The sequence below is a fragment of the Oceaniradius stylonematis genome (assembly GCF_003149475.2).
GTDB classification, from domain to species: domain Bacteria; phylum Pseudomonadota; class Alphaproteobacteria; order Rhizobiales; family Rhizobiaceae; genus Roseitalea; species Roseitalea stylonematis.
The window spans coordinates 366,338-385,073 of record NZ_QFWV02000007.1; the positions used below are offsets into that span (position 1 = coordinate 366,338).

General features: G+C 64.7%; 13 protein-coding genes. 4 read left to right on the plus strand and 9 right to left on the minus strand.

Going from position 1 to position 18,736, the window contains the following annotated elements; translation table 11 throughout:
• Positions 1–10: 10 nt before the first annotated feature.
• Together DEM25_RS12820 and DEM25_RS12825 are read left to right on the plus strand one after the other, a co-directional pair.
• Positions 11–2,872 (plus strand): valine--tRNA ligase, encoded by a 2,862-nt coding sequence (locus tag DEM25_RS12820; protein ID WP_109766118.1) that lies wholly within the window; start codon positions 11–13, stop codon positions 2,870–2,872.
• Between the two features lie 308 nt (positions 2,873–3,180).
• Positions 3,181–4,452, plus strand: coding sequence for an outer membrane protein transport protein (locus tag DEM25_RS12825; RefSeq protein ID WP_147393320.1), 1,272 nt, complete (start codon positions 3,181–3,183; stop codon positions 4,450–4,452).
• A 1,566-nt stretch (positions 4,453–6,018) separates the two neighbouring features.
• Here DEM25_RS12825 and DEM25_RS18385 read toward each other — a convergent pair.
• From DEM25_RS18385 to DEM25_RS12860, 7 genes are all read right to left on the minus strand, one after another.
• Positions 6,019–6,426 (minus strand): type II toxin-antitoxin system HicB family antitoxin, encoded by a 408-nt coding sequence (locus DEM25_RS18385; protein ID WP_120222737.1) that lies wholly within the window; start codon positions 6,424–6,426, stop codon positions 6,019–6,021.
• Positions 6,427–6,428: 2 nt separating this feature from the next.
• Positions 6,429–7,202 carry a hypothetical protein gene (locus DEM25_RS12835; protein ID WP_109766124.1) on the minus strand — a complete coding sequence of 258 codons (774 nt, stop codon included), beginning with the start codon at positions 7,200–7,202 and terminating at the stop codon, positions 6,429–6,431.
• A 72-nt stretch (positions 7,203–7,274) separates the two neighbouring features.
• Positions 7,275–11,081: a vitamin B12-dependent ribonucleotide reductase gene (locus DEM25_RS12840; RefSeq protein ID WP_120222739.1), complete on the minus strand. Its 3,807-nt coding sequence runs from the start codon at positions 11,079–11,081 to the stop codon at positions 7,275–7,277.
• Between the two features lie 609 nt (positions 11,082–11,690).
• Positions 11,691–12,197, minus strand: a complete 507-nt coding sequence (locus DEM25_RS12845) for an NUDIX hydrolase (RefSeq protein ID WP_109769231.1) — start codon at positions 12,195–12,197, stop codon at positions 11,691–11,693.
• A 121-nt stretch (positions 12,198–12,318) separates the two neighbouring features.
• A complete protein-coding gene (locus tag DEM25_RS12850) occupies positions 12,319–13,560 on the minus strand; it encodes a TCR/Tet family MFS transporter (protein ID WP_109769232.1) in 1,242 nt (413 codons plus the stop codon).
• A gap of 10 nt (positions 13,561–13,570) precedes the next feature.
• Positions 13,571–14,068, minus strand: coding sequence for a xanthine phosphoribosyltransferase (gene gpt, locus DEM25_RS12855; RefSeq protein ID WP_109769248.1), 498 nt, complete (start codon positions 14,066–14,068; stop codon positions 13,571–13,573).
• Positions 14,069–14,165: 97 nt separating this feature from the next.
• Positions 14,166–14,909, minus strand: coding sequence for a competence/damage-inducible protein A (locus DEM25_RS12860; RefSeq protein ID WP_109769233.1), 744 nt, complete (start codon positions 14,907–14,909; stop codon positions 14,166–14,168).
• 158 nt (positions 14,910–15,067) lie between these two features.
• Between DEM25_RS12860 and wrbA the strand changes: the two genes are divergently transcribed.
• Both wrbA and DEM25_RS12870 read left to right on the plus strand, forming a co-directional pair.
• Positions 15,068–15,667: an NAD(P)H:quinone oxidoreductase type IV gene (gene wrbA, locus DEM25_RS12865; protein ID WP_109769249.1), complete on the plus strand. Its 600-nt coding sequence runs from the start codon at positions 15,068–15,070 to the stop codon at positions 15,665–15,667.
• A 68-nt stretch (positions 15,668–15,735) separates the two neighbouring features.
• The gene (locus DEM25_RS12870) at positions 15,736–16,602 is read left to right on the plus strand and encodes an inositol monophosphatase family protein (RefSeq protein ID WP_342633480.1); all 867 of its coding nucleotides are present in this window, start codon (positions 15,736–15,738) and stop codon (positions 16,600–16,602) included.
• Positions 16,603–16,616: 14 nt separating this feature from the next.
• Here DEM25_RS12870 and DEM25_RS12875 read toward each other — a convergent pair whose 3' ends face one another.
• Positions 16,617–17,468: a sugar phosphate isomerase/epimerase family protein gene (locus DEM25_RS12875; RefSeq protein WP_109769234.1), complete on the minus strand. Its 852-nt coding sequence runs from the start codon at positions 17,466–17,468 to the stop codon at positions 16,617–16,619.
• Between the two features lie 12 nt (positions 17,469–17,480).
• The gene (locus tag DEM25_RS12880; RefSeq protein ID WP_109769235.1) at positions 17,481–18,437 is read right to left on the minus strand and encodes a sugar-binding transcriptional regulator; all 957 of its coding nucleotides are present in this window, start codon (positions 18,435–18,437) and stop codon (positions 17,481–17,483) included.
• Positions 18,438–18,736 lie beyond the last annotated feature (299 nt).

The following is an 18,736-nucleotide window of genomic DNA, read 5'->3' on the forward strand; positions in this document are numbered from 1 at the left end:
AACCTTTCTCATGCTGGACAAGACATTTGACGCCTCGCGCGTCGAGCCGCGCATTGCCGAAACGTGGGACGCGGCCAACGCCTTTGCCGCCGGCGCCGGCGCGCGCGATGGCGCCGATCCCTATTGCATCGTCATTCCGCCGCCGAACGTCACCGGCTCGCTGCACATGGGCCATGCGCTCAACAACACGCTGCAGGACGTCCTGATCCGTCACCAACGCATGCTGGGCAACAATGTGCTGTGGCAGCCGGGCATGGACCATGCCGGCATCGCCACGCAAATGGTCGTCGAGCGCCAGCTTGCCGAGAGCGGCGAGAACATGACGCGGCGCGAGATGGGCCGCGAGAAGTTTGTCGAACGCGTCTGGCAGTGGAAGGACGAATCCGGCGGGCAGATCTTCAACCAGCTCAAACGGCTTGGCGCATCGTGCGACTGGTCGCGCGAGCGTTTCACCATGGATGACGGCTTGTCGGAGGCGGTGCTCGAAGTCTTCGTGCGCCTCTACAAGGAAGGGCTGATCTATCGCGGCAAGCGGCTGGTCAACTGGGACCCGAAATTCGAGACCGCGATCTCCGACCTCGAAGTCGAGAACATCGAGGTCGACGGCCATATGTGGCACTTCAAATATCCGCTCGCCGATGGCGCGACCTATGAATATGTCGAAAAGGACGCGGACGGCAACGAGACGCTTCGCGAGACGCGCGACTATATCTCCATCGCCACGACCCGCCCCGAGACGATGCTGGGCGACGGCGCCGTCGCGGTGCATCCGTCCGACGAGCGCTATGCGCCGATCGTCGGCAAACTGTGCGAGATCCCGGTCGGCCCGAAAGAACATCGCCGCCTGATCCCGATCATCACCGACGACTATCCCGACCCCGACTTCGGTTCCGGTGCGGTGAAGATCACCGGCGCCCACGATTTCAACGACTATGACGTGGCAAAGCGCGGCTCCATCCCGATGTACCGGCTGATGGACACGAAAGCCGCCATGCGCGACGACGGCGCGCCCTATGCCGAGGCGGCGGCCATTGCCCAGGCCGTGGCGCGCGGCGAGCGCACGCTCGACGAGGCGGAAGCGGACGCGATCAACCTGGTGCCCGACGATCTGCGCGGGCTCGACCGGTTCGAGGCGCGTCAGCGCGTGATCGACCAGATCACCGGCGAGGGCCTCGCCGTGATGACCACCGACGAGGAGGGCAATGCGATCCCCTTCGTCGAGGCCAAGCGCATCATGCAGCCCTTCGGAGACCGCTCCCACGTGGTCATCGAGCCGATGCTGACCGACCAGTGGTTCGCCGACGCCAAGACGCTGGCCGAGCCTGCCATCGCCTCGGTGCGCGAGGGGCGGACCGAGTTCGTCCCCCGCAACTGGGAGAAGACCTATTTCGACTGGATGGAGAACATCCAGCCCTGGTGCGTGTCGCGCCAGCTCTGGTGGGGGCACCGCATTCCGGCCTGGTACGGGCCGGACGGAACCGTCTTCGTCGAACGCTCGCAGGACGAGGCAGAAGCCGAGGCGCGCGCCCATTACGGCGACGATGTCGATCTGAGGCGCGATCCCGACGTTCTCGACACCTGGTTCTCCTCGGCGCTGTGGCCGTTCTCGACGCTTGGCTGGCCGGAGAAGACCGAGGCGCTCGACACCTGGTATCCGACATCGGTGCTGGTCACCGGCTTCGACATCATCTTCTTCTGGGTCGCCCGGATGATGATGATGGGCCTGCATTTCATGAAGGACGATGAGGGCAGGGGGATCGAACCCTTCCACACCGTCTATGTGCATGCGCTGGTGCGCGACAAGCACGGCGCCAAGATGTCGAAGTCCAAGGGCAACGTCATCGATCCGCTGGAGCTGATCGACGACTATGGCGCGGACGCGCTGCGCTTCACGCTGGCCATCATGGCTGCCCAGGGGCGCGACGTGAAGCTCGATCCGGCGCGCATTGCCGGCTACCGCAATTTCGGCACGAAACTCTGGAACGCCACGCGCTTTGCGCAGATGAACGGCGTCGCCCACGATGCCGGCTTCCGGCCTGCCGACACCAAGCTGACCATCAACCGCTGGATCCTGACCGAGCTTGGCCGGACCATAGGCGAAGTCTCCGACGGGATCGCGACCTACCGCTTCAACGAAGCCGCCGGCGCGCTCTACAAGTTCGTCTGGAACACGTTCTGCGACTGGTATCTCGAATTGCTCAAGCCGGTCTTTGCCGGAGAGGACGAGGACGCCAAGGCCGAGGCGCGCGCCTGCGCCGCGTTTGCGCTCGACGAGATCTACAAGCTGCTGCACCCGTTCATGCCGTTCATGACCGAGGAGTTGTGGGCGCTGACCGGCACGCGCGACGGGCTCCTGTGCCACGCCGCCTGGCCGGAGCCGGCGCTTGAAGACGCGGGCGCCGCCGACGAGATCAACTGGCTGGTTGACCTGGTCTCGGGCATCCGCTCGGTGCGTGCCGAGATGAACGTGCCGCCATCGGCCAAGGCACCGCTTGCCGTCGTCGGCGCAAACCAGACCACGTGCGCAAGGCTGCTCCGCCACGATCCGGCGATCAAGCAGCTTGCCAGGGCCGAGGACATTGTCATCGAGAGCGAAGCCCCCAAGGGCGCCGCCCAGATCGTCGTGCGCGAGGCCACCGTCTGCCTGCCGCTCGGCGGGCTGATCGACATCGAGGCCGAGAAGGCGCGGCTGCAAAAGGCGATCGCCAAGGCGCGCGACGAGATCGCGCGTCTGGACAAGAAGCTGGCGAACGAAAAGTTCGTCGCCAACGCCAAGCCCGAAGTGGTCGAGGCCGAGCGCGACAAACTCGCCGAAGCGAAGCCGGCGCTTGAAAAGCTCGAGGCGGCGCTGGCGCGAATCACCGACATCTGAACCGCCGCGGCGGCGCATTTACGGGCACGTAAGGGTCACTTCGCGAAAAAGGGCAAGATTGTGACGCTTTTGCAACAGTGACCGCAATGCAGGCTTGAACAGCCGCCGAGACCGCGTTTTGCTTGGAAATTCTGCGCTTTTTCGCCATCGGCGCCGGCATCGCCGCAGTTCCGCGCGACGATTTACCCGACAACGGCCGGCTTGGACTTCCGCGCAGACCGGCCGCGGCCGCCCGCTCCGCAATTGTGCTTGATCTGTCCGGCGCGTTTCGGTCAGAACGGGCAAAACACATAAGTTGGAGGGATCCCATGGTTGGGGCAGTCAAGGTTTTTCTTGCCGGTGTTGCGGGCACGGCGCTCATGGTCGCATCGGCCCAGGCCGGCGGCTTTTCGCGCGGCACGGCCGACACGGACATCCTCTTTGAAGAGGGCAATTTCAACATGCGCGCCGGCGCGACGATCGTCTCGCCGCAGCGCGGCTATTCGACGATCAATGGTGTCGCCGCGGCCGACGGCAACTACACCAACAGCTATGTCGTGCCGACCGGCGCGGTGAAGCTGAACCTGACCGACTATGCACGCTGCGCCGGCACCTACACCCAGCCCTATGGCGGCAGCTCGTCCTACGGCCCGCAGGCCATCGCCGCTGGCCTTGCCGATGGCAGCGGCCTTGTCAGCCGGCAGTTCACCACCGACGAATTCGGTCTGACCTGTGCGGCCATGTTCGACAATGTCGGCTCGTTCGGCGAAATGGGCTCCGGCCGCCTGTCGCTGATCGGCGGCGTGTTCATCGAGAACTTCAACTTCGTCGAGACCGTCCAGTTCCAGGGCGCCGTGATCACCGCCGGACTTCTGGCCGCTGGCCAGCCCGCGCTCGTCGCCGGCGCCGTCGGCGGCACGCTCAACGGCACGCAGGGCGCGCTGTCCTTCAATGGCGGATACAATCCGGGCTATCGCATCGGCCTTGCCTATGAGGTTCCCGAAATCGCCGCGCGCGTCCAGCTTCTTTACCGCAGCCAGGTGAATCACACCCCGGCCGGTACCTTCGTCACCGCAGCCGACGCGCTGGCCGGCGGATCCGGCGTCACCCGTGCCGCCGGCACGCTGCCCCAATCGCTCGAACTGCGCGCCCAGACGGGCGTTGCGCCCGGCACGCTGGTCTTCGGCTCGGTCAAATGGACCGACTGGAGCGTGCTGCAGCGGCTCAACTACACCGTCACGGGCGGCCCGCTTCCCGGCGTGCGCAACCTCGAATTCTTCTGGAAGGACGGCTGGACCGTCACCGGCGGCGTCGGCCGCGAGTTCAACGACTGGCTGTCCGGTTCGGTCAGCCTGACCTGGGATCAGGGCGTGTCGACCACCGAGGACGTGTTCACCGATACGTGGACGCTGGCGACCGGCGTCCAGATCAAGGGCGAACGGGCCTCGCTGTCGCTCGGCGGCGCGATCAGCCATCTGGCCGGCGGCGCGGTTGCCGCCGAAGCGGCGGTCGGTGCGGGCGGCCCGGGCGACACCTTCGCCTACACGGTCGGCAGCGACTGGTCCTATGCGATCGGCGGGCGCTTCGCCGTCAACTGGTAAGTGCCGGCCCGGGGGACGGGCCGCTACCTGACCGAACGATCGGCCCCGCGCTCCGGCGCGGGGCTTTTTCGTTGGAGGGGCCGCCCCGCTGCGCTCTACGTGCGCATCGGCCCCCAGCGCAGGGCGCACGTGGGCGTCAGCCCGCGCAAGACCTTGCGCCAGGCTTTTCGGGCGAAGACCGCAAGGCCGACTGGCCGTCCGAGCCTTTGCGAGGCCCATGCGGAGGCGTTCTCCGGCAGGAGAACTGCCGTGAGCTATAGAAACGCGAACAACGGGCGATCCGGTGATCGCCATCGTGCACAAGAACAAATGCGGTCGCCGGACCGCCCGTTCGACGGGCTTGCGGTGATCGTCATGCGCAGCGCCGGCCCGGAAGATGGCTCTTTCGGGGCTGCTGTCCGGAGATGTTGTGGCACCTTCATCTGCCGCGCGGCATGACCGCCGCACCGAGTCTCGGCCATCTCCGGTCGGCCGCATCCGCTCTGGCGCCGGCGGGTCATCGCCGGAACCGCGCATGCGACACGTTCCGCACCTTCATTCCGCCCTGCCGTGGGGGTTCAGCACCCAGCGGCGGAACCGCTTCCGCTACCCGACAGGCCGTCGCCGCCTTCGCAACCCGGCGGGTACACCGGGCCTGTTCCGCAAAGGCAATGGCGGCAAGGATAGGGGAGGTTGAGGGCGGTTGGATAAGTTTTTCGGGGCGGGTCGGGATCTGTGTGATCTTCTGCGCGGTCACATCTCCATTTTTCATCTTGCCCCCCACCCTTCATCCCTCCCCCATGAATGTGGGAGGGAGGACCTCGACGCCCCGGCACACGCCATATGCCTTGAGCCAGGCTCAAAGCCCGGTGCGACGCACATTGCTGGTGTCCTCCCTCCCACGCTTGCGGGGGAGGGATGAAGGGTGGGGGGCAGCTTGCCTCCCCGCGCCATCATCTTCCGCTGATGGCGGAGATTGACGGAGACGGCGGCCTTTGCGCCCAACCTCCCCCTTGAGCGGGGTTCGAAGGACGGGGAGCGACGCGTGGCGCGAGCCCGAGGCGAATGGCGTGCAAAGCGCGACAGAGCCGGGTGGGGGCATTGGTAAGACGTATCGCTTGATTGTTACCCCCACCCGATCAGCTTCCCTTCGGATCAAGTCCGAAGGTCGCTTCTCGTGCCTCCCCTCAAGGGGGAGGCGGGGTGCCTAAACGTTGGCCTCGGGGATGATCGATTGCGGTGCGGGAAAGGGCATGCGGTCTTCGGTCAGCCCGCTGGGGTGGAAGCGCACTCACCGCCGTCATTCCGGGGCTTGTCCCCGGAATCCATTCCTGAGGCTTTGCACCAGGCGGGCACGACAAACCCAGCCATCATCCTTGGGCTTGCCCCAAGGTTCCCTTCTGTTCCGGTAATGGAGCCCACCGGCGCCGCAGAACCCGCTCGTTCGTGGTCTCCGGGCACCCGCCACCCGCTCATTGGAATGGATCCTCGGCTCGGAGGCCGAGGATGACGGAGGAGGGGATGGCCTTGGCGNGTCGACCTCGGTGACGATCGTCTGCGGTTTGGGAACGGGAAGTCCGTCTTCGATCAGGCCGGCCCGGGTGGAAGCCACCTCTCCCCCGTCATTCCGGGGCTTGTCCCCGGAATCCATTCCAGAGGCCGTGGCGGACGTGACGCAGTTGGAATTACATAGGCCGGTTCGGCCATCGCGCCTCGCCGTCCACATCGCGGAATGGATCCTCGGCTCGGCGGCCGAGGATGACGGACGAGGCGATGGCCTTGGCGGCTAAACCTCGACCTCGGTGATGATTGTATGCGGTTTGGGAACGGGCAGTCCGTCTTCNTGTGAAAGCGAATAGCGGCGGCGATTTCGGCCTTGGCCTCATCCGCTGTTGCACCGGTCGCCACGCAACCGGGCAGGTCGGGGACGAAGCTGGAGAAGTTGTGGCCCGCGTTTTCGATAACGATGGCGTATATGGAATCTGGCCGCCTCATCTTCAGAATGGTATCTCGTCATCGAGATTACCCTTAGGCCCTTTGCGAAGCTCAATAGCGTCGAGGTTTTCGTGTATCCAGTCCCAGCCGGTTAGTGTTGGGACGCATACTTCGAACTCCTCGTGGCTATTCCACCCCTGTTCAGTATCTATTTTAATGAAGCCAAGTGAAATGAGCTTCTGAACCGCCAAGTTTCCGGCAAGTCCCGTGAAGCCTGCCTTTTCCATCAATTCCTTAATGCGGTAAACGGACAAGCCATCGCTCGTTCCGTTCACTTCGCTTCCGATTGTAATCAGAGCAGCGATCTCATGATCGGCCAGTCCTGCTCGAGGCTTCGTGGTGGATTCGATTTTGAGTTTTTTAGTGACCTCGTTTCTTTGAGAGACGTGTTTTAAGCGTTCAGTGATGGTTTCCCGGAGTTTCTTGAAGTCGCTGGGAGACTCGCATGAATACCTTGTGATCTTCCGATGCTGGACATCAAAAGGAAATCTCTCTCTATCGTTCGAGCATATCATGACTACCGATTTGCCCGCCGCTACGGCAAAGCCAAGCTCGTACCAGACGTTTGCATTGTTTTCTGTGATCTCGGCCAGACAGATTTCGGCATCTTGGATTTGTTGCTCAATCTCTTCAATTGGAACTTCGACCGCTGGATCTTGATCGACCCTGTATGCATCAAACCCGGCATCTTCGATGGCCGGCCTAAATACGTCGTCGTAACGCTTATCGTAGCGGCCGCCGTCAAATGGTTGAATAACAAAGCACTTCTTGGGCATCTTAATCCATCGCGACAAGCCCCGCCTGTTATGGCGGGGCTATCCAAATCAAAGTACCACTTTGATTTGATGTCAACTACACCCGCTGGTCGCCCCGCACGTGTCGCACTTCAGGCAGGTGCCGTTGCGCACCATGGTGAAGTTGGAGCATTCGCCGCACATGTCGCCGGTATAGCCCTGCATCACCGCCTTCATGCGCCGTTCGGCGGCGATCTGCCTGGCATCGTCCGCATCGGGCTTTTTGGCGGTGTCCGGCGACAGGCCGGTGGCCGCGGCGGCGGCGGCCTGCGCGGCTGCCTGGCGGTCGGCCTGGGCGTCGGTGGAAGCCTCGGCCTCGGTCTCCGCCTTGAAGGTCTCGGCGCGCTCGGCATAGTCGCGGTGGAAGGCCGAGACCTCCTGCTGCTGTTCGAGCACCGGCTTTTGGGCCGTGGCGAGCGCCGCACCGCTTGAGATCGCCGTCACATTGCTCGTGCCGGCGCCGGCCGGCGCGTTCTTGGGCGCATTGCCCGAGACGACCGACAGCTTGTGGCCGCGCGTCCAGCCGGTGGAGACGGGCTGGGTGGTGCCGCCCTCGATGCCCTTGCCGAGCGGGGTGGAGGAGAATTCCGACTGGTCGACATGGGCCAGATCGTGCCGGCCCAGATAGGAGATCGCCAGTTCGCGGAACACATAGTCGAGGATCGAGGTGGCGTTCTTGATCGCATCGTTCCCCTGCACCATGCCGGCGGGCTCGAACTTGGTGAAGACGAAGGCGTCGACATATTCCTCGAGCGGCACGCCATACTGGAGCCCGAGCGACACGGAGATGGCGAAATTGTTGATCAGCGCGCGCAGCGTCGAGCCTTCCTTGTTCATGTCCAGGAAGATTTCGCCCAGCCTGCCATCGTCATATTCGCCGGTGCGCAGGAACACGGTGTGGCCGCCGATCTTGGCCTTCTGGGTGTAGCCCTTGCGGCGCGTGGGCAGCTTTTCCTGCTCGCGCACCCGCTCGATCACCTTTTCGACGATCTTCTCGGTGACCTGCACCGCGCGGGCGGCGGCGGGCGCCTCGACCAGCGCATCGACCGCATCGTCCTCGTCCTCATCGTCCTCGATGATCGCCGAATTGAGCGGTTGCGACAGCTTCGAGCCGTCGCGATAGAGCGCGTTGGCTTTCAAAGCCAGCTTCCAGGACAGCATGTAGGCGTTCTTGCAGTCCTCGACGGTCGCCGCATTGGGCATGTTGATCGTCTTGGAGATCGCGCCCGAGATGAAGGGCTGGGCGGCGGCCATCATGCGGATGTGGCTGTCGACCGACAGGTAGCGCTTGCCGATCTTGCCGCACGGGTTGGCGCAGTCGAAAACGGGCAGGTGCTCGTCTTTGAGGTGCGGCGCACCCTCCAGCGTCATCGCGCCGCAAATGTGGATGTTGGCGGCCTCGATGTCGGCCTTGGAAAAGCCCAGCGCCGGCAGCAGCTCGAAACTGAAATCGTCGAGCTGCTCGTCGGTCAGGCCCAGTGCGTCGCGGCAGAAATCCTCGCCCAGCGTGAACTTGTTGAAGGCGAACTTGATGTCGAAGGCCGAGGCCAGCGCACCGTTCACCGCTTCGATCTTCTCGTCGGTGAAGCCTTTGGCTTTCAGCGATGAGGGGTTGACCGCCGGCGCCTGGTTCAGATTGCCATGGCCCACCGCATAGGCCTCGATCTCGGCGATCTCGGCTTCCGAATAGCCAAGCGTGCGCAGCGCGGCGGGCACGGCGCGGTTGATGATCTTGAAATAGCCGCCGCCGGCCAGCTTCTTGAACTTGACGAGCGCGAAGTCCGGCTCGATGCCGGTCGTGTCGCAATCCATGACGAGACCGATCGTGCCGGTCGGCGCGATGACGGTCGCCTGCGCGTTGCGGTAGCCGTTCTTTTCGCCCAGCGCGATCGCCCGGTCCCAGGCGGCGCGGGCGCGGTCGATCAGCGTGGCATCGGGGCAGTCGGCCGCCTTCAGCGCCACCGGATTGACGGCCAGATCCTCATAGCCCTGGGTTTCGCCATAGGCGGCGCGGCGATGGTTGCGCATCACGCGCAGCATGTTCTTGGCGTTCGGCTTGTAGCCGGGGAAGGGGCCGAGTTCGCCCGCCATTTCCGCCGAGGTCGCATAGGAAACGCCGGTCATGATCGCGGTCAGCGCGCCGGCAATGGCCCGGCCCTCGTCGGAATCATACGGAATGCCCGAGCTCATCAGGAGGCCGCCAATGTTGGCATAGCCGAGACCCAGCGTCCGGTACTTGTAGGACAGTTCGGCGATCTGCCTGGACGGGAACTGCGCCATCATGACGGAAATTTCCAGAACGACCGTCCACAGCCGCACCGTGTGCTCATAGGCGGCAACGTCGATCTTCTTGGTGTCGCGGTCGGCGAACTGCATCAGGTTGAGCGAGGCCAGATTGCAGGCCGTGTCGTCCAGGAACATGTATTCCGAGCACGGGTTGGAGCCGCGAATGCGCCCGCCCGCCGGGCAGGTGTGCCAGTCGTTCATGGTCGTGTTGTAGTGCAGGCCCGGATCGGCCGACGCCCATGCGGCATAGCCGATCTTCTCCCACAGATCGCGCGCCTTGACCGTCTCGGCGACCTTGCCGTCGATGCGGTTGATCAGGTTCCAGTCGCCATCGCTTTCGACCGTGCGCAGGAACTCGTCCGACAGCGAGACCGAATTGTTGGAGTTCTGGCCCGAGACGGTCAGATAGGCGTCCGAATCCCAATCGGTGTCGTAGGTCTTGAATTCGAGGTCCGTATAGCCCTGCCGCGCGAACTGGATGACGCGCTGAATGTAGTTTTCCGGCACCAGCGCCTTCTTGGCGGCTTTGACTTCGCGCTTCAGCGCCGGGTTCTTGTTGGGATCGAAGCAGTCGCTGTCATTGTCGGCCTCGCAATTGACGCAGGCCTTCATGATCGCGCCCATATGCCTGGCGACGGTCTTCGAGCCGGTGACGAGCGCGGCGACCTTCTGCTCCTCGCTCACCTTCCAGTCGATATATTTTTCGATGTCCGGATGGTCGATGTCGACGACCACCATTTTGGCCGCGCGGCGCGTCGTGCCGCCCGACTTGATGGCGCCCGCGGCCCGGTCGCCGATCTTCAAAAAGCTCATCAGGCCCGACGACTTGCCGCCGCCCGACAGCTTCTCGCCTTCGCCGCGCAGGTGGCTGAAATTGGTGCCGGTGCCCGACCCATATTTGAACAGGCGCGCCTCGCGCACCCAAAGGTCCATGATCCCGCCTTCGTTGACCAGATCGTCGCCGACCGACTGGATGAAGCAGGCATGGGGCTGCGGATGCTCGTAGGCCGACTTCGACTTGGTCAGCTTGCCGGTGAACGGGTCGACATAATGGTGCCCTTGGCCGGGGCCGTCGATGCCATAGGCCCAGTGCAGGCCGGTGTTGAACCATTGCGGCGAGTTGGGCGCCACGCGCTGGGTGGCCAGCATGTAGCACAATTCGTCCATGAAGGCGCGGGCATCGACTTCCGTGTCGAAATAGCCGCCCTTCCAGCCCCAATAGGTCCATGTGCCGGCGAGCCGCGTGAACACCTGGCGGGCGTCGGTTTCCGGGCCGTAGCGCTCGTCCTCGGGCAGGTCCGCCAGCGCCGCCTCATCGGCGACCGAGCGCCACAGGAAGGAGGGAACGGAGTTCTCCTCGACCTTTTTCAGGCGCGCGGGCACGCCGGCCTTGCGGAAATATTTCTGCGCCAGGATATCGGCGGCCACCTGCGAAAACTGGTCGGGCACGTCGATGTTTTCGAGCCGGAAGACCACCGAACCGTCCGGGTTCCTGATCTCGCTCGTCGCCTTGCGGAAGGCGATGTCCGCATAGGGTGACTGACCGTCCTTGGTGTAGTGCCGCTCAATGTGCATGTCGTCCCTCGTGCCCTCTATATATAGTGTCTTTTCCACAGGCCGTCACGCGGCCCGCATGATCACAAAATGCTCCCGCCCGCCGGATCGGCTCCGGCGGCCGTATCGGCCCTGTTTCCCTTGGGTTTTCACCGTCGGGCCAAAGGCCATGTCAACCAGAAGAAATGTTCGACGTCCTGCCCGCGCGTGGCGCCGCCTGCGTCGCGACGGCTACCTTATCTTGTGGTTAGTTGGGCCGCAAACGCTAAATATTGTGTTAACAGCCATTTTTTCCCCTCGACCGAATCCCGCACCGATCTGTCCGGCGCACACGAAAACCCCCGCGCGGGTGCGACGGATGGCCGTCACTGCCGCGCCTGAAACGCCAACATGAACGCTGAAAAACCCAAGCGGTTCTGGCCCGCCGGACGTGCTCCCAATGTCGCACGAACGTCATAAAAGGCGACTCGTATCCGATGGTCAAGGGCTAGATTCAGGCAAAAGCGAAAACACAACATATAGCGGTCGTGCGCGCTGAATATCGGGGACAAGTCAGACTTTGTTAACCGGTTCGGAGTCGGGTTTGCCGCGATTCTCCGCCGTCCCGGCAGACGCCGAATGGGCCGCCGGTCAGGCCGCCATTTTCTTCCAGCCGGTGGCAAATGCGTCCAGAAGCACCTTCAGCTCGGCTTCTTCGACCATGCCGGCGGCGTCCGCGGCGGGCACCCATTTGCGCTCGCGCTCGTCCCGTTCGGGCCAGTCCTTGGCCTGACGGGTGACCGCCAGCGCGAACACATGGGTCCGGCAGGCGATCGCCTGACCGTCATCCTCGAGCTTGTCGTAATCGTAGGTGCCGACCGGCTCGCCGGTCACGTTGCCCTCGATGCCGGCTTCTTCCCAGGCTTCACGCGCGGCGGCCTCGCCCATCGATTCGCCGGTTTCGATCCATCCCTTGGGCAGGATCCAGCGACCGGTGCCGCGGCTGGTGATCAGCAGCACCTCGGCCTTCTTCTTGCCGGCCTTGCGCCAGACAAGCGCCGCGACCTGTTCGGCGCGCACGGGATCGGGCTCAGGCGCGGCGCCGATGGCCCGCCTGAGCTGGTTCAATATCCGTGAGAGCGTGCCGTTTTCGGCCATGATGTCCTTTCGGGCGCAGCGTCCCGGTTCGCGATTCGCCTCGATGATATCGCCTATTTTGCCAGATGTGCCTGCCCCCGTACCGATTCAACTGTGAAAAGCCTGGATAAGGACGCAAAAGTCAGCGCGGGCGCGCGCGAACGGCGAGCACAACCGCCAGCGCGAACACGATCGCACCGCCAATGAACCACAGTCCCGGCACATTGACGATCGGATCGACCGACGAGACGTGCGCCAGCACCAGAGAGGCGAACAATGGCCCGATGACGATCGCCATCGCGTTGATCGCCTGCAGCGTGCCCTGAAGCTGGCCCTGCCGGTCGCCATCGACGCTTTTCGAGCAGATCGCCGTCAGCGCCGGCGCGCCCAACCCGTTGCCGATCACATAGAGCGCGATCAGCGGATAGACCATCCAGCCCGTGGTGGCGATGCCGTAGAGCGCCAGGGAAAGGCAGGACACCGCAAAGCCCGTGATCACCGTCGGCCAGTCTCCGATCCGGCGCACGACCGGCCCGACCAGAAACCCCTGTACGATGACATACATCACGCCGACAAAGGCCAGCGACCATGCCGCTTCGCGCAGGCCCCATCCAAAGCGGAACTCGGTGTAGAGCACCCATGTGCCCTCGAGCCCGCGCTGCGCGGTGGCGGTGATCAAAAGCGCGATCAGGAGCGGCATCAGCGCGGGAAAGCGGGCGATCTTGCGCAGGGAGCCGAGCGGATTGGCCTCGCGCCAGTCCGGCCGCGTGCGCCGGCGGTCTTCATCGAGCGATTCGGGCAGGAAGAAGAAGGCGAACACCAGGTTCAGCGCGCCCAGGCACGCCGCCGCGTAGAAGGGCAGGCGGATGTCGATTTCGCCCAGAATGCCGCCGAGCAGCGGGCCCAGAATGAAGCCGGCGCCGAACGCCGCGCCGATCAGTCCGAAGATGCGGGCGCGTTCCTCGGGGGCCGAAATGTCGGTGACATAGGCATTGGCCGTCGTCACCGTCGCGCCGAAAATGCCGCCGACCAGCCGGGCGAAGGCAAGCCAGACAAGCGTCGGGGCGAGGGCGGCGAAGATGTAGTCGACCGTCAGCCCGGCGAGCGTCACCAGCATGACCGGGCGCCGGCCGAATTTGTCGGAGATCATGCCGATCAGCGGCGAGAACAGGAACTGCGCCAGCGCGTAGATGGTGCCGATGATCGCATAGGCGGCGGCGGCATCGGAAACCGTGCCGGACCCCATTGTCTGGATGAGCTTGGGCAGGATCGGCCAGGCCAGCCCGACGCCGATCATGTTGATGACGACGGTCATCAGGATCACCGCAAGCGCCCGGCGTCTGGCCGCGGCCGTCAGGACGGGCTTGGGCGCGGGAGCATCCATGCGGGTGCTGTCAGCCCTTGCCTGCGCCGGCGATCGGTTCCTGATAGGTGAAGCCCATGTCCCAGGGGAAGAATATCCAGGTGTCCTGGCTCACTTCGGTGATGAATGTATCGACCTGGGGCATGCCCTTGGGCTTGGCATAGACGGTGGCGAAATGCGCCTTGGGAATCATCGAGCGCACCAGTTCGGCGGTTTTGCCCGTGTCGGTCAGGTCGTCGATGATCAGCACGCCTTGGCCTTCGTCCGTGAGCAGGTCCGCGCTGATTTTCTTGAGCACATTGATCTGACCCTGCGTGTCATAATCGTGATAGGAGGCGACACAGACCGTCTCGATCACCCGGATTTCCAGTTCGCGGCTGACGATGGCCGCGGGCACGAGCCCGCCGCGCGTGATGGTGACGATCGCCTTCCATTCCTTGCTCACCGACGCGACGCGCCAGGCAAGCGCGCGCGCGTCGCGATGGAACTGGTCCCAGGAAACGGGAAAGGATTTGTCGGGCAGGGCCATGGCGCGCTCCGTGCGGGTGGTTTGGTGGGCGGCAAAAAAGATGGGGTGCGATAGCCGCGCACAGCCGCAATGGCAAGCGCCGGTTGCGGGCCGCGCCCTATTCGCCCCGTGCCAGCGCGTCCAGCATGCCGCGAACATCGGCAAGCGCGGTATCCAGCACGGAGGGGTCGGCGGCGCGCACCACGATCTCGGCCCAGTGCCGTCCGTCCTCATAGCGCGGATAGGAGCCGATGATCGCATCGGGATGCTCGGCCTGGATCGCGCCGAGCGGCGCGCCGATCACCCCTTCGCCGAACGGGCACTCGATGCTGTCCGAAAGGAGCTTGCGGCCCGTGCGCAGGCTCGGCAGCACGTTGTCGAGCATGGCCTGGAAGATTGCCGGCACGCCCGCCAGCACATGCACGTTGCCGATCAGAAAGCCCGGCGCCGTGGTGACCGGATTGTCGATCAGGACAGCCCCCTCGGGCACCCGCGCCATGCGCCGGCGCGCCGCCGTGAACTCCTGTCCGCGCCTGGCGTAATGATCGGTCAGCATCGCCAAGGCGGCCGGATCGGGCTCGACCGGCAAGCCGAACGCGGCGCCGACCGCATCGGCGGTGATGTCGTCATGGGTCGGCCCGATGCCGCCCGAGGTGAACACATAGGTGTATCGCGCGCGCAGCACGTTCACCGCCTCGATGATCGCAGCCTTGTCGTCGCCGACCACGCGGATTTCGCGCAGATCGATGCCGACGCCGGTCAGAACCCGCGCCAGATGGTGCGCGTTGGCCTCGCGCGTGCGCCCCGAAAGGATCTCGTCGCCGATGACGATCATGGCGGCGGTGACGATTGTGTCGCTCATCGTAGCAGGTCCGGCTTTCCATTGGCGTTCTACAGCGCGCGGTCCCCGCCATCAATCGCGCCGTGATGGTGAACGCTGTGTCGCGCGATTGGCGGCTTTCGCGGGCGCGGGTCTTGGGCTTGTGTGCGCCGCAAATGCAACCCGATGGAGACCATCCGATGACCAAGGTTCTGGTGCTGTACTATTCGAGCTGGGGACACATGGAGGCCATGGCGCAGGCGGCGGCCGAAGGCGCGAAGGCCGCCGGCGCCGATGTCGCCGTCAAGCGCGTGCCCGAACTCGTGCCCGAGGAGGTCGCAAAGGCCGCGCACTACAAGCTCGACCAGGACGCGCCGGTCGCCGAGCCGCTGGAGCTCGCCGATTACGACGCGATCATATTCGGCGTCTCGACGCGCTACGGCATGATGGCCGCGCAGCTGAAGAACTTCCTCGACCAGACCGGGCCGCTGTGGATGGAGGGCAAGCTGATCAACAAGGTGGCCTCGGTCATGTCGTCGACCGCCACGCAGCATGGCGGCGCCGAACTGGCGATCCTGACGACGCAGGCCGCGCTGCAGCATCATGGCATGATCATCGTGCCGCTGTCCTATGCCTATCAGGACCAGATGGGCAATGATGTGGTGCGCGGCGGCTCGCCCTACGGCATGACGACGACGTCCAATGGCGACGGTTCGCGCATGCCCTCCGACCAGGAACTCGAAGGCGCCCGCTTCCAGGGACAGCGCGTCGCCGAGATTGCCGCCAAGCTCGCCGGCTGACCGGCCGCGACCGATCCTGCCGTAAACGGAGACACGCGGCCGCGCCCGGGCCCCACGGTCGCCAGGCCATGGACAAACCGGGCGCGGTACGGCAGACCGGCGGCACGCGGCTCCCGCGCGAGCAACCCGAACCGGTACGGCAGGTCATGACATATCAGCAACGGCTCGACTTCGCGCTCGAGGTCGCCCGTGCGGCGGGCGATTTCGCCGCCGGGCATTTCCGGTCCATCGATTCGCTTTCCATCGAAAGCAAGGGGCACCAGGATCTGGTCTCCAACGCCGACAAGGAAACCGAGACGCTGGTGCGCGACGCGATCGAGGCGCGCTGGCCCGATGACGGCATTGTCGGCGAGGAGCATGGCCGAAAGCATGGCACGAGCGGCTTCGACTGGGTGATCGATCCGATCGACGGCACCGCCAATTTCGTGCGCGGTATTCCGCAATGGTGCGTGGCGATCGCCTGCACCGAACATGGCCTGCCGGTCGTCGGCGTCATCAACGAGCCGTCTTCGGGCGAGATGTTCCATGCCGTGCGCGGCGGAGGCGCCTTCGTCAATGGCAAGCCGATGCAGGTGGCTCAGGCCTTCGGACTGTCCGACGGATCGGTCGGCGCCGGCGTCTCCGGCCGCACCGACAGGGCGGTGGCCGTCGCCATGGTCGATCATATCCTCGGGGAGGGCGGGATGTTCTTCCGCAACGCCTCGGGCGCGCTGAGCCTTGCCTATGTCGCCGCCGGACGCCTTCTTGGCTTCATCGAGGATCACATGAATTCATGGGACTGCCTGGCCGGGCTTTTGATGATCGAGGAGGCGGGCGGCACGATCAACGATCTGGACGCCGAAACCGCGCTCGACCACGGCACCAAGGTGATTGCCGGCGGGCCCAACGTCTATCCGCAGTTGGCCGGGATGGCGGACGAATTGTTCGGGGCCTGAAGGTCCCGTACGCGTTACCCGATCAGCCCGTACTGGCGCGCCTTGTTGCGCAGGAATGGAAGGCCGTTCTCCATCACCTCGGCTTCGCCCGAGGCGACGGGACGCCACACCGACAGGCCGTGCGCGATCTCCGGCGGCATGTTGATGAAGCTCTCCATGGCGAGCCCGCCATCGAAGCCGATCGCGCGCAGCGCCCCAAACACCTCGTCCCAGGCGATGTTGCCGGCGCCGGGCGTGCCGCGATCCGATTCCGACAGATGGATGTAGCGCAGATGCTCGCGGGCATCGAGAACGCCCTGCGCGATGCCCTTTTCCTCGATATGCATGTGGTAGGTGTCCAGATGCACGAACATGTTGTCGGCGCCGATCCGCTCGATCATCGCGACGCCTTGCCAGCCGGTGTTGATCAGATGGGTCTCGTAGCGGTTGACCGGCTCGATGCCGAACAGGAGGCCGAGCGATTTCGCATGCCGCGCCGCCGCTTCCAGCGCGCGGGCCACATTGTCCAGTTCGGTTTCGCTCGGCGGCTGACCCGATCGTTCGCCGATGCCGCCATAGACGACCCCGCTGAGCGCCTCGCAGCCCATGGCGGCGGTCTTGTCGAGCGCGACGGTCAGGAACTCGATCGCCTTGTCGGGCTGGCGCGAGGCCCAGCATTCTTCGGGCAGTCCGAGCGAGCAGACCGCGCGCATCTCCGCCGCTTCGAGCACCTGCCGGCTGTGCGCCGCATCGACGGCGGGCGGATCGAGCAGGGCGATCTCCAGAAAGTCCATGCCGTAATCGCGCGCCTTCTGCACCGCCAATTCGCAGCCGTGCCTGTCCCAACTCATCGTCCACATGGAGGTGTGAACCCCAAATCCCCGCATGGATGCCTCCGTTCAGCCCATCGCCAAAAGCTTGCCCGCCAGATGTTCGTCCACGAACAGCCGGTCGGCGAACCCGGCCCGCAAGATCGCCAGCGTCGCCTCGGCCTTGGAAAGCCCGCCCGCAGTGATCGCGACGTCCGTCTTGCGCATGTCCTCGACGCCGATGCACGGCGTGCAGCGGTTCAGACCGGTCTCCGCCAACGTGCCGTCGGGCATGAAGAAATTGCCGCAACAGTCTCCAACGACTCCGCATTTTTTCAGTTCGGCGATCTGTTCGCCGCTCAGAACCCCTGTGTCGAAAAGGATCGCGCCGTCGCGGCATTCGCCGACGCTCATGATCATCCGGTCTGCCCGGCGTGCCGCATCGAGCGCCTCGCGCACCAGCCTTTGCGCCATGATCATCTGACAGGCCTGTTCGCTGTCGGCGACGAACGGCGCGGGCATCAAAAGCGCCTGGCCGCCCGTCTGCGCGGCGAGCCGCACGCACACCTCGGCTGGCGCGGTGCTCGTTGCATGGGTCACCGATCCCATCAGCGACACGAAAGTCAGATCGCGATTTGTCAGGCCGACCAGATTGTCGGCCATCGACGACAGGGTGCGTCCCCAGCCGACCCCGATCGTCTGCGGCGCGTCGCCCTTTCCGACGCGCGCCAGGTAGGAAGCGGCCATGATGCCGACCGCAAGGCGGCAATAATCATCGTCATCGCGCGCCACCGGCACCGGCGCGACCAGCACCTCGCGCAGGCCGAACCGTTCGGTCAGCCGGTCGGCCAGCGCCAGCGTCCGGCTCGTCCGATGTTCGATCGATATGCGCACCATGCCCTGCTCGCGGGCATCGGCCAGCATGCGCAGCACCTTGAAGCGGGAGATGCCGAGCCGTTCGCTGACCTCCTGCTGGCTGAGTCTGCCGACATGATAGAGCCAGGCGGCCTGGACGATGTCGTCGTCATGCCGGCTTCCGGCGACCATGTGCTTTGCCTCCTCCCCGCCGCGGCGTGCGATGATGTCGGGACGTGAGGCACGGACATCAATATGCGCTTGACCGCGATCTTGGCGCCCTTATAGTCACATAGGTGCACTCGTTGCACAAGTGTTGCACAATCGCACACGCGCGCATTTTCCCGAGGCGCGCCAACCGGTTGAACGCTTGCTGCACGGGTTGGGAGGACCTTGTCGCGCCCGTCAGGGCGTTTCGGCCGGCGCTGTCTTCGGAGGAGGGCGCTGTGCCCGAATGCGGCAAGGTTCGATCCGGTGCGGAACACCCGCAC

Coding starts and splice junctions, on each gene's coding strand:
- DEM25_RS12860 (WP_109769233.1), bottom strand. CDS start 14,909: ATGAGCGACACAATCGTCACCGCCGCCATGATCGTCATCGGCGACGAG.
- DEM25_RS12820 (WP_109766118.1), top strand. CDS start 11: ATGCTGGACAAGACATTTGACGCCTCGCGCGTCGAGCCGCGCATTGCC.
- wrbA (WP_109769249.1), top strand. CDS start 15,068: ATGACCAAGGTTCTGGTGCTGTACTATTCGAGCTGGGGACACATGGAG.
- DEM25_RS12845 (WP_109769231.1), bottom strand. CDS start 12,197: ATGGCCGAAAACGGCACGCTCTCACGGATATTGAACCAGCTCAGGCGG.
- DEM25_RS12875 (WP_109769234.1), bottom strand. CDS start 17,468: ATGCGGGGATTTGGGGTTCACACCTCCATGTGGACGATGAGTTGGGAC.
- DEM25_RS12870 (WP_342633480.1), top strand. CDS start 15,736: ATGGACAAACCGGGCGCGGTACGGCAGACCGGCGGCACGCGGCTCCCG.
- DEM25_RS12880 (WP_109769235.1), bottom strand. CDS start 18,437: ATGGTCGCCGGAAGCCGGCATGACGACGACATCGTCCAGGCCGCCTGG.
- DEM25_RS12835 (WP_109766124.1), bottom strand. CDS start 7,202: ATGCCCAAGAAGTGCTTTGTTATTCAACCATTTGACGGCGGCCGCTAC.
- DEM25_RS12850 (WP_109769232.1), bottom strand. CDS start 13,560: ATGGATGCTCCCGCGCCCAAGCCCGTCCTGACGGCCGCGGCCAGACGC.
- gpt (WP_109769248.1), bottom strand. CDS start 14,068: ATGGCCCTGCCCGACAAATCCTTTCCCGTTTCCTGGGACCAGTTCCAT.
- DEM25_RS12840 (WP_120222739.1), bottom strand. CDS start 11,081: ATGCACATTGAGCGGCACTACACCAAGGACGGTCAGTCACCCTATGCG.
- DEM25_RS12825 (WP_147393320.1), top strand. CDS start 3,181: ATGGTTGGGGCAGTCAAGGTTTTTCTTGCCGGTGTTGCGGGCACGGCG.